The organism is Dyadobacter psychrotolerans (assembly GCF_004349265.1).
Classification (GTDB): Bacteria; Bacteroidota; Bacteroidia; order Cytophagales; family Spirosomataceae; genus Dyadobacter; species Dyadobacter psychrotolerans.
This window is the reverse complement of the sequence record NZ_SMFL01000030.1, coordinates 1-13242: the sequence shown is the minus strand read 5'-3', so window position 1 is coordinate 13242 and position 13242 is coordinate 1. Positions and strand designations below refer to the sequence as shown.

Here is a 13242-nt window from a genome sequence, read left to right as displayed (position 1 = left end):
ATTTACATGATGGGAATCTGCTGATCGACAATAATCAAATTGAAAATTCCTTACGTGGCTTGGCCCTAGGTCGGAAAAATTATCTTTTTGCCGGATCACATGATGCTGCACAGCGAGCTGCCATGATATACTCTTTCTTCGCGATCTGCAAAAAACATAATATCAATCCCTACAATTGGCTAAAAAACACCCTGCTAAACATCTCCACAATCAATCATAAAAACATTACCGACCTATATCCGCAAAACTTTAACAAAGTTCAGCAACTAACAAATATGTAGTTGGTAGGCCGGATACGTCGTAATGCAGGTCCAGCGGGTACACAAGCATGGGAACTCCGTAATAAATGCTCTCCTTTATCGAGCCAAGGCCCCCGTGGGTCACAAACAGATCCGCGTACTTTAACACCCTTAGCTGTGGCACGCGGTTAAACATGTGGATGTTAGAAGGTATCTTTCGTTGGTAACTGATTGTTTCAATCACCAGTTTATTGACTGAGAAAATGACCTCTACGTTTTCAAGTCCCTCAATCGCATCCAGCAACTTATTCAGAAAATCAAGCAAAGCCCGGTCAGATCCCTGGTAAAAGGTACCGAAGGTGCAGTAGATCAACCTTCTGCCTTTTTCTCGTCGCTCAATAATTTCTTCAAAACGAATGTCAAAAGAGGTGTCCAGTTCGGTGTCCTTCCGGTTATCACTGATGCACAGTCCGAGATAGTGCTGGTTTGGCTTGCTCACTTTTGGAGACATTTCCAGTTCCAGCGGAGCCAGGATAATCTCAGGTATATTATCAAACAGCATCGCACTCGTCCGGTCTTTTGCCAGCGGATGTTTATCTAAAAAACCATCGATACTTGTTAATTCCTGAAACTGCATGTCCATAACTTTCCGAATCAGTACGTCAAACGGCCGCGTCAGGAAATATTTGAAGGGAATGCGGCGTTTCGTTTCTTCGTCAGGAAGCTTATCTGGTGTCCATTTGCCCTGATCCACTGTTGGAAATCCCGGTATTTTGTAAGTTGACAACATCGGGTTCAGAAAGATCAAGCTGATATTTTTATATCTTGATTGTAATACCAGAATATCCGTACTGTTAAAAATGTCAATGAAAATGATGTCCGGTTTGATACGATCCACAATCTCCGCCAACTCATTTTGCCGGTAGTGATACAACTCGTTCGCCCGGATACATTTTAACACTTCCCATTTACTGTGCTTCATTTTCTTTTCCCACAGGTAACGCTCCTCCATTCCCAGGGCTACTCTGAATGAGCTCGTACGGATTGCATTGTACCCCTGCTTAACCACAATCTCTTCCAGCACATCACCGGTGACGGCAAAATGGATGTCGTAATACGGGGAAAGCACGTCGGCCAGGTACAATGCCGGAACAACGTGGCTTCGGATGGATGCAGGCAGGAAGAGTACACTTTTTTTATGGCTATCTAACTAACTCGACAAAGCTACATTCAATCTAAATTTAGTACCAAAAGAAAAGCCGGCCACTTTGATAGGAAAAGCCGGCCAATTGCCATAATCGGATTTAGAATAAATAATACAAGATAATATTTGTATTATCCATAACTAAAAATAATATTGCCTTAATTATACTACTTCATCACATCATTTTTCCCTTCATGAAAATCGGATCACTATTAAGAAAGCTGCGCGACCAGAAAGGAATGTCTGCCCGCCTGGTTGCTGAGCGTGTGGGTGTTTCTCACAGTACCTATGTTGATTGGGAGCTCGATAAGTCGTCACCGTCGATCAGATCGTATGTTAAGCTAGCAACTGCTTTTGACTTTAACCCGGTGGAGCTGATGGCATATCTAACCGGCCAGGGTAATCAGCCATCTGACCATCAGGACAGTATCGTTATTCGCGATAATAAAGAGATCATTGCCCAAATAAGGAACTATTCAATTCTCGTTCAGGAAAATAATGACCGGGTGGAAAAGGCTTTGATAAAAATGCAGGAATTGATTGATGGAAGATTTCCCTCCATATCTGATTTTGAAAAGGAAACCTGATGGAGCTTATATATTTAGTTTGCGGTGCCCGGTGGCAATAACTTCGACATCCACACTTTCGGTCTGGGCATTTAATACAAATTACCAAAAGGCGGTTCTGTTAAAAAATTGCTGGCTGTCAGCATGTTATCGCTAATTTCAACAATGCCGTCGGCCCTTATTCCAAATAATATCACTTTTGTCCAATGTGTTATCCGCTCCCGGTTTGAAATTTATGTGACTAAGGTTTGATTTCCGGTTCGGTATGTGGATCGAAAAACGGTTCACCAAGCCATCGTTTCTAAATCCAGGTATGTATTACACAAAACCTGGATTGCATCAGCTTAAACTGATCGTGAAATGAGAGACTGTGAGTCGCAAAGCCTCAGCACATTTTCATAATTCTACTTTTTAAACTTGTTCTTTTTCTTTCGTTTTCCCCACCAGATAACAAATCCGGTGATCGGTAAAGTACCACAAATCAGACTTGCGAAGAAAAACAGCCATTTTGTAAATAGACCGCCAAAGGCACCTACATGCAGCGAAAAGTTGGATCGTCTCACCCAGTTGGCAGCGGTATCATCCGCGATTTTGGTATGAGAAGTAGAAAGCAGAGCGAGCGTGTTGATGTCGAAATTCAGTTCCCGCCAGGTTCCGTTATGCATGTCAGTACATGCGTAGATGGATTTACCATCTTCTTTTGGAAAATGTATGCTGATCTCCTCTTTGTTAAATTCCCCCATTTGGGTTGTAACGAGTTTCCATGTAAGATCTACCTTTCCTTCTATCGTAGCGGGAACAACCTTTGGGCCTGGGCCAATGACGCTCACTTCCGAGCTACGATCCTTTGCGCCCAGCATTTTCAGCACAGAACTATTCACGAACCTGAAACTCATCATGAGTCCTGTCAGAGCCATGAGCACCGCAATTGAAAGGGAATAGAAACCCAGCACATTGTGCAGGTCATAATTCAAACGCTTGAATTTGGCTTTCCATTTAATAGAAAATGCCTGTTTCAACTCACGCAGCTTCCAGTTTTTCGGCAACCAAAGCACAATTCCCGTAATGGTCAATACCAGAAATATGGCGGTACTCCAGCCTACGACCTGCTTGCCGATCTCAGGAGGAAACCACAAATTCCGATGCCCCTCATCAATGAACTCAAATATATCCTCATGATCTTCCAGTGCGAGCACTTTGCCGTTGTAGGGGTTAGCGAAAATCAGTGAATCCGAATTATCAGGAGATATTTTAACCGGTTTACCCTCACCATAATACCACAACCGGCGAATTTTCATTTCCGGCAATTGTTCCAGTACTTTTGACTGGATGGCTGATGGAGGAAGCTGCGCAGTTTGCGCGGGAATTTCAACCTGCCACCAGGATCGCGACATTTCCACTATTTCGTGCTCAAAAACCAGTATGCATCCGGTCAGACTAATAATAATCACAGGAATACCCACAGCAATACCAATCCATAAATGGAACCAGTCATTGAACCTTCGTAACCACGATGGTTTCGGTTGTGGCACAGAAGGCTTTTTTTCCTTTAAGATTGTGGGTTTTTCCATGATTTTTCAGTGATAACAACGATGGTGAAGGCAATGCATAAATATGCTTCCCCATTAACAGGGAAGCATATCAATCAGAAATACAAATGATTAGTTTAATTTATCTATTCGGGAGAAAGATGTATATCCGCCTTCCAATTGGAGTCCCTGGGTAACTTTGTCAGTTGCTGAATCATAAACCCAGATGTAATCTTTTCCTGTTCCTGATAAAGCAGCGATATAAGCTTTTCCACCTTCTACGTAAACATTTCTTTCACTGGATGCCGCATCAGGAACTTCGGTAAGCTTGCGAAGCTCTTTACCGGTTGTGATATTGATAATTGAAAACCTTGTTTTAGCCGTAGTTTCAGTACTTGTCATGTATTTAATAATCGCCTTACCGTTGCCCAGATTCATTAATAAACCGGAACTTGGCACGAAACCGATTTCAGCTTCAACATCCATGTAATAGGTTGGATCCAGTACATCCGCACCTTTTTTGATACGATAAATACTTTTTTTCGTTGACGCACCGCCGGCAACGAGGCCGTTCCAGCTAGTCAGAAAATACATGTCCCCTGCTTCATCGACAAATGACGTTGCATAATAACCGGACGTGTTACCCAAACCTGCTGTGCGTGTATCGGTGGAAATTTTAGTAACTGCAAAATCCGGGTAAGAAACTGCAAGCGTGTTAAGTTGTTTGTAAAGCGTATAGTCTGAACCGTTATAATGAATTACCGAGAAATACAACTTACCATCTTTATACTGAATGTCACCGCCAACGCGTATCAAAGGATGACTTTCCGGACCTGACGGGAGGCCGGTAACTATCCCGGTTTTGGTAGTAGTCATGGTGTTGGTATTGATCACCGCATAATTCACAGCTTTCGCGCCTGTAACGCCACCGATCATGACAAGAGTATTATCGTCGATCCAGGTATGACCTGCCAGCGATAACATGTTGGTGAAAGGAAATTCCTTTACAACGGTTACTGCGCCATTCTCAATTTTATACTTCCCGAATTTACCTTCTGTTGTATTATAAAAATAGTAAAACCCGCCTCTTGTAATTACCGAGTTGTTTAAAAGCGTAGTTACATCAATGCCGTTACCTTCCAGCTTGAAGCTACCTGTGGAGAGACTGCTGACACCCATGATGTAATAATTTGTGTTAGGCCAGCTACCCAGCTGCGCCCAGACTGCGAAGGACGAAGGTTCTGCCTGAGGATCATCACCCCCTGAATTATTGTCACTGCATGAAACAAAACTCAATGCTACCAACATGGCTCCCAACAGAGCCTTACTTAATTTAAACATATTATCGGGTTGATTTAAAAGAAAAAAATTATTTAAATAATAAAAAAACGAAGCTTTAAGAATATCGCCCTGCCAGGTTTCTGTAAACGAAAATTGTCATATACGAGCTGGTCAGTGAGGTTTCTGCATTCCAGAGAAGCATTGTAGCGGCCTTTCTGCATCGAATATGAAAGCATGACGTTGTGCACCAATTGTTTTGGAATTGTAGCGAGTGAATTTGCTGTTGCAAAACCTTCCCAAGACCGGTAGTACCAGTGTGTATATTGTGTACTCCAGGTGAACTGCAGCCGTCCTCCCCGGGTATTCTGAAGGTTTTTACCCAATCCCAGATCCAGGTTTCCATAAAGCCACGGCTGATTTGGAATTCTATTTTTATAGGTAGCTGAAACTGCCCCACTGCCACTATTGTTGACAAACCTGGTATTGTCGAGAGCGTGCTGGTAAGTGATATTTAACAGGGCATTGAACAGATTCCCGTAATTGTATTTAGCCTCAGCATCAAAGCCTTTAACCATAACATTGGACAAATTCTGATATTGAAGCTGATTGTTATCATATTGATTGGCATAAATAAAACCTTTGGCGCTGCGATAGAAAGCGGATGCTTCCACGAACCAATCCTGCCTGCCGCTGTTGGCTCCGTAAAATCCTCCGATGTTGACGTTATCACTCGCTTCCGGTTTTAAGGTCATGTTGTTTAAAACCTGATAACCATCTCCATAAACCTCATTCACATCCTGCAAACGATAGGTATGTTCATAGGAAGCTTTGATACCGGAGTTGTTGTCCAGTTTATACACCGACGCTAAGCCATATCCAAAATAGTTTTGAAAGTCACGCAAAACGACTGTTTTTGACAAACTGTAATCGTATTGTCTCTTGTTCATGCTTATGCCGTAATACTTCGTCATAAACGTGTTTGTCCAGTTTGGAAAAAGCTTCATCTGGTAAGCAAGGCCAACAATTTGTTTTCCCAGTTTTCCGGGCATGTCGTCTCCGGAAGAAGTCAGTGAATTATAGGTTTGGTTTTCCACCTGATCGAAAGTATAGTTCAGATTCAGATCATGGTTTTCTGCCAGATTGTAATTTCCATTAAACCTGGTAAAGATGCGTGGACGATTTACCCGGGTCATTCGGTAACTTCCTGTTTCCGGGTTACCGGGCACATACGAGCCATCCCAGCTATACTTCCGCTGAGTCGTATCCGACAGCACATAATGATCGTAAGAATAGGTACCGTATACCCCTATACTTAACCTGTTATTTAGTAAACTATCCTTCTTGTATCGCAGACTTACGTTTTTACCTGTGCCATCTTTAACTACTCCTCCATAGACAATGGTTTGACGAACGCCGGTCTGAACCTGCTTGTCGTATGTTGAATAACCCAGGCCAAGAAAAATAACATCCGCCCATTTTTTGTTAACCAGACCGACTTCAACCTGCCCCATCAGCGACTGGTAGCGGTCGTGGAAACGGCGAAAGTCCCGTTTTACATATTCATACTTTCCGGCATCCCATACTTCAACCCCTTTCATGAGATAGTTATTTTTTGAATAATTGAAGAAGGTGCTTCCCTTGATCACCAGCCCGGCCGGCTTGTAGACATATTGCCCGGTAAGTGCCGACTGATGCGACTGAAAAGAACCATAGCTGTGGCTTATATCCAGATAATTATCCAGCGACTTATTTGTAACAATATTCACTGATCCTCCCAAAGCGTCAGATCCCAGTTCAACCGGGGCAACACCTTTGTAAACCTCAATACGCTGCGCCAGATTAATTGGAATGTTGTTAAGGTTCATAGCGCTTCCCAGAATATCCAGTGGAATACCATCCAGAAAAAGTTTGACCGATTTGCCTGATAATCCGTTGATTGAAAATTCAAAATCTGACCCAACTCCTCCCTGTTCTCTCACTTTAATACCCGTGGAGCGGTTGAGTATCTGGCCTAAGTCTGCCGTAGTATTCGCTATTTTTTTTGTATCAATGGCATTTACCGAAAATCCCTGCTCACGCAACTGCTGCGCCTCCCCTTTGCCACGAACGGTGACTTCGTTGAAATCAATGGTGCTGGATTGTAGCGTAATCTGCAATTTGGATGAACCGGATTCTACACGAACTTTTTCTTCAACGGTAGAATATCCAACACTTGAAAAAATCAGTGTGAATGTTCCTGGCTTGGTAAACTTCAACGTAAATTGACCATCTTTTTCAGTTTTGGTTCCTAAGGAAAGCCCCTTGACCGAAACCGTAACTCCTTCAAGGGGTTCACCGGCCGCACTGCTCACTCCGCCCAAGACTGTTATCTGGTTCTGCGCGTTGACGAAAGTGGCTAAACAAAAAAATGCTATTGTAAAAAATCGAAATAAGATGCTTCCTGTGTACATGCCTGAGACTAAAATTAAACGGGCCAGAATATGGTGCATTCTGACTTTCCAACCTTAGTTGCACAAGCTGGGCGTTGCCACAGTGGAAATTGAAAAAAAGTTTAATTATTCTAAATAACTATTCATTAAGTCGTTCGAGGCGGAAGATATAATCAATATTTCCCTCAAAATGCAGTCCTTTTTTCAGTGATTGATTTTTTGTCTGATAGATCCAGACATCGTTATTTCCTTTTCCGTCATTAATTGTAATGTAGGCTTTTTCGTTTTCCACCAATACACAGGTACGCGAGCTTCCCCTATCCAGAGGAAGATTGAGCTTCTGAACCTGCATGTTTAGTAAATCGACTTCAAAATATTCTATATGCGGCACGAGATAATGGTCCTTGTAGTTCTTGAACAAGTCCTTTCGCTCACTTCTGAGTAAAGCCTTGTTATTTCCGAGATACCACAAACCATAAGCGTGGTTTTGAATTTTGGAAGCGGATATGTTGAAAAAGTAAGAACTGTCGACCCTCGTTGTATTTGCTTTAATTCTGTAAATAGCCGTGGGTTGATCGGGGTTTGCTCCCCTTACAATTCCCGGACAGGAAAGAAAATAAAAATCTCCCTTTTCATCTTTAAAAGTGTTTTGCTGGGCAGTATTTACATTTCCGGGATATGTAGAGCGTGCATCTTTGTCAATATGTTCAAGCTTCATACCCGGATAAGTCATTCGCGCCACATAAACCGTATCTGACGATCCATAACCCATGTCCCGATTTGAATAATGGTAGGTGTATCCAATCCAAAGGTAATTATTCCGCCACATCTCAAATCCGACTGACATATTATCAAATGGCTTCACAGGACCGGGAATTGGCAATGTACCAACAGTGGCCGTCATCATTTTTACATTCACTTTCGCAAATTTCTTGGGCCGGAGACCCAAACTATGACTGATGAGAAAAACGGTATCCTCATCAATAAAAAGGGAATTGTCAGGGTATCCGAAGTCAGTTAAAGGAATAGAATCCAGATGTACAAAACGAGCATCCTGAACTTCCGCTTTGACAAAAAACTCAGATTTCGAATCTACGTAATAGTAAAAGCCGTTTTTTACAATTAAATAATACCAGATTCTGGAAGGACCATCCAGCCAAACGCCTTTTTCTATGGGATTAACTACTCCGCTGTCCAGATTGTTTGTTTGCCAGATGTACGACTTTTCATCTGTCGATCGAACTACAAAACTGTATTTTTTATTTTTAAACTCTTCCTGACCGGCACAAGTCTGAAAAAGCACAGGAATGCTTAATAAAAAAATAATTCTGATCCAATTTAGCATTAAAGACGATTTCAATTAAATACCAAATTGAGCAATCAAAGAATTCTGGACGATTGGCGGAAGCTCACCAACCATATTTTTATCCATTACGATAAGTTCTGAGCTATTCTGATGTTTTAAATCCATGGCAAAATAGGTAGTGCCGCCTTTTACATCAATTTCCTTTATTGTTTCCCTGTTGCCATCACAAAAACTTGTGAACGAAAGCTTCATGTTTTCTTTTGGCGTAATTTTTACGACGCCGCAAAAATCCAACATTTTGTCTTCCTGGCTATAACTGGCACCACTTTCCCTTCCAAATTCTATTTTCAGTGCTTCGGTCTGGTCAGAAACAGAGGTAACGCGGGCCAATGCTCCGCTGGGTGGGGTAGTAAATGCGCCGGATATGTTTTTTAAGAAACTGCCTCCTAACATAAAAATAATAACTGCGGCAGCGGCCATTCCCGTATATTTCCAAAATACTGACTTTGAAGATGGCGTGCTGATATTGAACTGTGGCTGTAAATCTTTCCACACGTCCATTTTAATCTCTTCTACTGGAATATGTTCAGGTAATTCAAGTTGCTGCTCATCGCCATCTTCCAGCCATTTCTCAATAGCTTCCGCCTCTTCCCGACTACACAAGCCGTGATGATACTTTTCGATAAGCGCTTCGGAGATGTTCATGGGTCGCGATAAACCGTAAAATTACAGTGGATGGATATTAAAATCAAAGATTTTTAATTTTGATTCTGACTAAATCGCATAATCTGCAAGCCCGGAGCGTAACAACCGCAGTGCATTTGCTAAATGATACTCCACGGTTCTCTCCGAAATTACCAGTTCTCCTGCGATTTCTTTATTAGATAATCCCTGCTCCCTGCTCATTCGGAATACCCGCTGGCAATGTACTGGCAACTCATCGGTGAGTCGCCCTAATCGTTCACGCAAATACTGATGCATCACTGAATCTTCTGTAAAGTTAGCGTCTGCCGTGCTGGTTGCCGCGATGGTTTTAAGGTGCTCGATCCTGATCTGTCTGTTACGAATGTATTCAAAAACCTTCAGCTTGGCCGAACGCACCAGATAATGCTCGATCGAGTGAGTAAACTCCAATGTGTGACGCCGCTCCCATAAGGACTTATAAATTTCCTGGGCAAGTTCCTTCGCCACTTCCACATCTTTAAGATTGGCATAACAAACTCCAAACACCTTTTCAAAGTATCGGTTATAAATGTCCGTAAATAAAGTTTCATCCAAGGGTCTGAGTTCTTCCCTGAATTCGGTACACTGCATAGTAAACGCAACTAGTAATAGCTGCAAATTTAATCCTTTTTTAGACTTAGTCTAATTAGTAGAGATTGATTTCATGATTTAACTGACTTGAATTTTTCCGGGCCAATGAACCGGCACATCACCATTGCTGTAAAAAATATACATATAACACGAAACCTCAGGATAGTACCAATTTTATTTATTTCTGTTAATGCATTTAAACAGCAAACCCTGCTAAACACCACTTAATAAGTTTAATCCGGCCATGAGGCAAATTGTAATATATTTAGAATACATTTTCCACCAGTACCCCATGAAAAACTTTATACTACTCTCCCTGTTTTCCCTGAATATTTGTGGCTTTTCTATGGCCCAGTCCGGACAGGAAAAAGTCTTGTCTATCTCACTCAACAGGTCTGCTCAGTTTCGGAGTCTGATTGGAGATACTTATGAAATAGAGCAGGATACAGTTTTCAATTCTGTACCCGGTTTTAAGGTTCATGCCTATTGGGAAGAAAAGAAATTTTTACCTGACACAACAACCTATTTAATACTGACCTATCCGAATTTCTTTGTAGCAACATCGGGACAAAACAATCAAAAAAATAAGATTACCAGAAATTCATTCACAGGTTTATCTCGTAACGGTTTTCAGCTCGACGCAATGGAATCCCTGTCTTTGAATCCCGACAGTACAGTTAAAATGAGTCTTCCGATGTTTCCTGAACCAAAGATCAGGACAAGTATCATCGGAATTAACGGAAAGAATCTGATCATTACCAAAAAGGACTTTTTTGCCATTCCCAGAGATACTGTTTTTGCAACGGGTTACTCCGGAATTGCAACAGGTCAGCTGACACTTCCATTTAAATTTCGCCCTGGTGTAAGGCACGACGGCGATAAAACGCCATTCGCCATGTCCACAGATGTAACCATCGGCGCTTATGCCGGTCCCAGATACAGAATTTCCAAACGACAAAATTATTATATAGTCCTTCCTTTAACACTTGGATTGTCTTTTATAAATATCAACGAAAACAGCACCAGTTCATCTGGAAACACTGATGTCAAAGCGGGTATTTATCCCGGTATTACAGGGGCGGCGGGAGCAATTGTCCAGATAGGCACGTTCACAGTCGGGCTTGTTGCCGGACTGGACTGGGTAAGTCAGGTAGGTAATAGCTGGATTTATCAGAGCAAACCCTGGGCTTCTTTTGCAATTGGCTATTCATTTCTGAAATAAATGCTTCTTACCGATATTCTAAAAGCGCAATTTGACTGTGGAAGTAACAATTATATCAAGATCAGTTGAGTGGCAGGAATAAATCGGGCAAAGGCTATCGCATTTGTTTTGAATCCGGTTTTGTTTGCCAGCGGGCACAATCTTTATGCTCCTTTCCTTAAAAAATCAGCATATTGGATTAATTATCCGCGCAAACAAACCACTAATATGGCACAAACAGTAGCAGCAGAATTTATAAAAATACTGGAACAGGCAGGTGTTGAACGTATTCATGGCGTCGTTGGTGACTCACTAAACGCGCTTACTGAAGAATTGCGAAAATCGGGCAAGATCAAATGGATTCATTACCGGCATGAAGAAGCTGCCGCTTTTGCTGCGGGGGCAGAAGCACAACTGACGGGTAAGCTGGCCGTATGTGCAGGAAGCTGCGGGCCAGGCAATATGCACCTGATCAATGGGTTGTATGATGCGCACAAGAGCAACGCGCCTGTTCTGGCAATTGCTGCACAGATTCCAAGTGAGCAGATCGGTACAAGTTATTTTCAGGAAACGCGGCCGGAAGCCTTGTTTCGCGAATGCTCCTACTACTGTGAAACAATTGCCTCTGCCCGCCAGATGCCCCGCGTATTGCAAATGGCAATGCAGCATGCAATTGGTTTAAGCGGCGTTGCCGTAGTGAGCATGTCGGGTGACGTGGCGATGGAAAACATCGAAAATGAAGGTCTGGGACATCCCATATTTATGGCTCACGCCAGCACGCGTCCAAACGATGAATCCATTCACACCTTGGTTCGTCTGATCAACGACGCAAAAAAGATAACCTTGCTTTGCGGCGCTGGCTGTGCCGGTTCGCACGATCAGCTATTGGCTCTGGCTGAGAAAATCGGATCGCCGATGGTGCATGCTTTGAGGGGTAAAGAACATGTGCAATACGACAATCCCTATGATGTTGGTATGACCGGGCTGATTGGTATTGCCTCCGGTGATCATGCGGTCAAAAACTGTGATTTATTACTACTTCTTGGAACCGATTTCCCCTACAAAGAGTGGTTCCCGGAAAAGGCGAAAATCGTTCAGATTGACATCCGCCCGGAACGACTGGGCAGAAGATGCCGGCTCGATCTGGGTTTGGCAGGTGCGGTGAAAGAAACTATTCAGGCACTTTTACCTTTTATCGAAACCAAAACTGATCAGAAATTCCTGGAAGACTGTCAGTCACGTTACCAGTCCAACAGAAAAAATTTAGACAAACACGCAAGTTCAGAAGCAGGTAAATTGATTCATCCTGAATACCTTACAAAAGTGATCAGCGAGAAAGCGAAGGATGATGCAATTTTCACAGCTGATGTAGGAACACCGACGGTTTGGGCGGCCCGGTATGTGGACATGAAAACAGGAAGACGGCTGATCGGCTCATTCAACCACGGTTCTATGGCATCTGCGATGCCGCAGGCAATTGGCGCACAGCTGGCTTTCCCGGACAGACAGGTTATTTCCCTTTCAGGAGATGGTGGCTTTAGCATGCTGATGGGCGATATCCTGACGATTTTTCAATACAATCTGCCGGTAAAAATTGTGGTTTACAACAACAGCTCACTGGGTTTTGTAGCCATGGAAATGAAAGTGGCAGGATTACCTCCGTTCGGCACCGACCTGAAACATACAAACTTCGCTAAAATGGCTGAGGCCATCGGTATCAAGGGGATCAGGGTTGAACAGTCCGAGGACGTGGCCGCAGCCATTGACGAAGCCCTTGCACATAACGGTCCGGTACTGATCGATGTGACGACCAACCCGACAGAGCTTGCCATGCCGCCAAAAATCACCTTCGCTCAGGCAGAAAAATTCAGTATTTATACTAAATCCAATTTAAATAGACGTATTTCTGATATAGGGAAAACAAGTAAGTGAAATCACGTTGTCAATGGATTCTGAAATGTTCTCTACTACTTTCTGAATTTTTTGTTGTGCGAGTTCTAGGCTGTCAAAAACTTTGTTTTTCAGATACCTCCGCACTTCCTTGAAAAATCTTTCAATAGGATTTAGTTCAGGACAAGCGGGCGGCAATTTTTTAAATACTAATTTGTTGGCATCAAAAAGTTCGTCTTTATGAGCTTTCGCACCGTCGGCTATAAAAAGAGACTTTTGGTTA

The 13242-nt window shown here is 42.7% G+C and carries 12 protein-coding genes; 4 read left to right on the top strand and 8 right to left on the bottom strand.

Features of this window, described 5'->3' with window-relative positions:
* The coding region (locus E0F88_RS33225; RefSeq protein WP_165940039.1) for an IS66 family transposase at positions 1–281 on the top strand (281 nt) is incomplete at its 5' end.
* Here the strand turns inward: E0F88_RS33225 and E0F88_RS33220 are convergent.
* On the bottom strand, positions 250–1368 hold the full coding sequence (locus tag E0F88_RS33220; RefSeq protein ID WP_131963063.1) for a glycosyltransferase: 1119 nt from the start codon (positions 1366–1368) through the stop codon (positions 250–252). The two genes, E0F88_RS33225 and E0F88_RS33220, sit on opposite strands and share 32 nt — an antisense overlap.
* A gap of 269 nt (positions 1369–1637) precedes the next feature.
* Between E0F88_RS33220 and E0F88_RS33215 the strand changes: the two genes are divergently transcribed.
* A complete protein-coding gene (locus tag E0F88_RS33215; RefSeq protein ID WP_131963061.1) occupies positions 1638–2030 on the top strand; it encodes a helix-turn-helix domain-containing protein in 393 nt (130 codons plus the stop codon).
* Between the two features lie 383 nt (positions 2031–2413).
* Here E0F88_RS33215 and E0F88_RS33210 read toward each other — a convergent pair whose 3' ends face one another.
* The 6 genes from E0F88_RS33210 to E0F88_RS33185 form a co-directional block, all read right to left on the bottom strand.
* Positions 2414–3580 carry a PepSY-associated TM helix domain-containing protein gene (locus E0F88_RS33210; protein ID WP_131963059.1) on the bottom strand — a complete coding sequence of 389 codons (1167 nt, stop codon included), beginning with the start codon at positions 3578–3580 and terminating at the stop codon, positions 2414–2416.
* A gap of 90 nt (positions 3581–3670) precedes the next feature.
* Positions 3671–4879 (bottom strand): DUF4374 domain-containing protein, encoded by a 1209-nt coding sequence (locus E0F88_RS33205; RefSeq protein WP_131963057.1) that lies wholly within the window; start codon positions 4877–4879, stop codon positions 3671–3673.
* 32 nt (positions 4880–4911) lie between these two features.
* Positions 4912–7269 carry a TonB-dependent receptor gene (locus E0F88_RS33200; RefSeq protein ID WP_131963055.1) on the bottom strand — a complete coding sequence of 786 codons (2358 nt, stop codon included), beginning with the start codon at positions 7267–7269 and terminating at the stop codon, positions 4912–4914.
* 118 nt (positions 7270–7387) lie between these two features.
* Positions 7388–8593 carry a DUF4374 domain-containing protein gene (locus E0F88_RS33195; protein WP_131963053.1) on the bottom strand — a complete coding sequence of 402 codons (1206 nt, stop codon included), beginning with the start codon at positions 8591–8593 and terminating at the stop codon, positions 7388–7390.
* Between the two features lie 15 nt (positions 8594–8608).
* Positions 8609–9259 carry a hypothetical protein gene (locus tag E0F88_RS33190; protein ID WP_131963051.1) on the bottom strand — a complete coding sequence of 217 codons (651 nt, stop codon included), beginning with the start codon at positions 9257–9259 and terminating at the stop codon, positions 8609–8611.
* A 69-nt stretch (positions 9260–9328) separates the two neighbouring features.
* A complete protein-coding gene (locus tag E0F88_RS33185; protein WP_229213991.1) occupies positions 9329–9895 on the bottom strand; it encodes an RNA polymerase sigma-70 factor in 567 nt (188 codons plus the stop codon).
* A 265-nt stretch (positions 9896–10160) separates the two neighbouring features.
* On the opposite strand from E0F88_RS33185, the gene E0F88_RS33180 reads away from it, so the two are divergent.
* Complete coding sequence (locus tag E0F88_RS33180; protein ID WP_131963047.1) at positions 10161–11090, top strand: hypothetical protein; 930 nt, start codon at positions 10161–10163, stop codon at positions 11088–11090.
* Positions 11091–11297: 207 nt separating this feature from the next.
* Positions 11298–13001 (top strand): ubiquinone-dependent pyruvate dehydrogenase, encoded by a 1704-nt coding sequence (poxB, locus tag E0F88_RS33175; RefSeq protein ID WP_131963045.1) that lies wholly within the window; start codon positions 11298–11300, stop codon positions 12999–13001.
* Here the strand turns inward: poxB and E0F88_RS33170 are convergent.
* Positions 12960–13242 (bottom strand): transposase (locus tag E0F88_RS33170; RefSeq protein ID WP_181956071.1); only part of this gene is annotated, 283 nt, incomplete at its 5' end. The genes poxB and E0F88_RS33170 overlap by 42 nt on opposite strands.

Excerpts from the sequence above, each read along its gene's own strand:
- E0F88_RS33195 (WP_131963053.1), bottom strand. The coding sequence starts at position 8,593 with ATGCTAAATTGGATCAGAATTATTTTTTTATTAAGCATTCCTGTGCTT.
- E0F88_RS33215 (WP_131963061.1), top strand. The coding sequence starts at position 1,638 with ATGAAAATCGGATCACTATTAAGAAAGCTGCGCGACCAGAAAGGAATG.
- E0F88_RS33180 (WP_131963047.1), top strand. The coding sequence starts at position 10,161 with ATGAAAAACTTTATACTACTCTCCCTGTTTTCCCTGAATATTTGTGGC.
- E0F88_RS33205 (WP_131963057.1), bottom strand. The coding sequence starts at position 4,879 with ATGTTTAAATTAAGTAAGGCTCTGTTGGGAGCCATGTTGGTAGCATTG.
- E0F88_RS33200 (WP_131963055.1), bottom strand. The coding sequence starts at position 7,269 with ATGTACACAGGAAGCATCTTATTTCGATTTTTTACAATAGCATTTTTT.
- poxB (WP_131963045.1), top strand. The coding sequence starts at position 11,298 with ATGGCACAAACAGTAGCAGCAGAATTTATAAAAATACTGGAACAGGCA.
- E0F88_RS33190 (WP_131963051.1), bottom strand. The coding sequence starts at position 9,259 with ATGAACATCTCCGAAGCGCTTATCGAAAAGTATCATCACGGCTTGTGT.
- E0F88_RS33210 (WP_131963059.1), bottom strand. The coding sequence starts at position 3,580 with ATGGAAAAACCCACAATCTTAAAGGAAAAAAAGCCTTCTGTGCCACAA.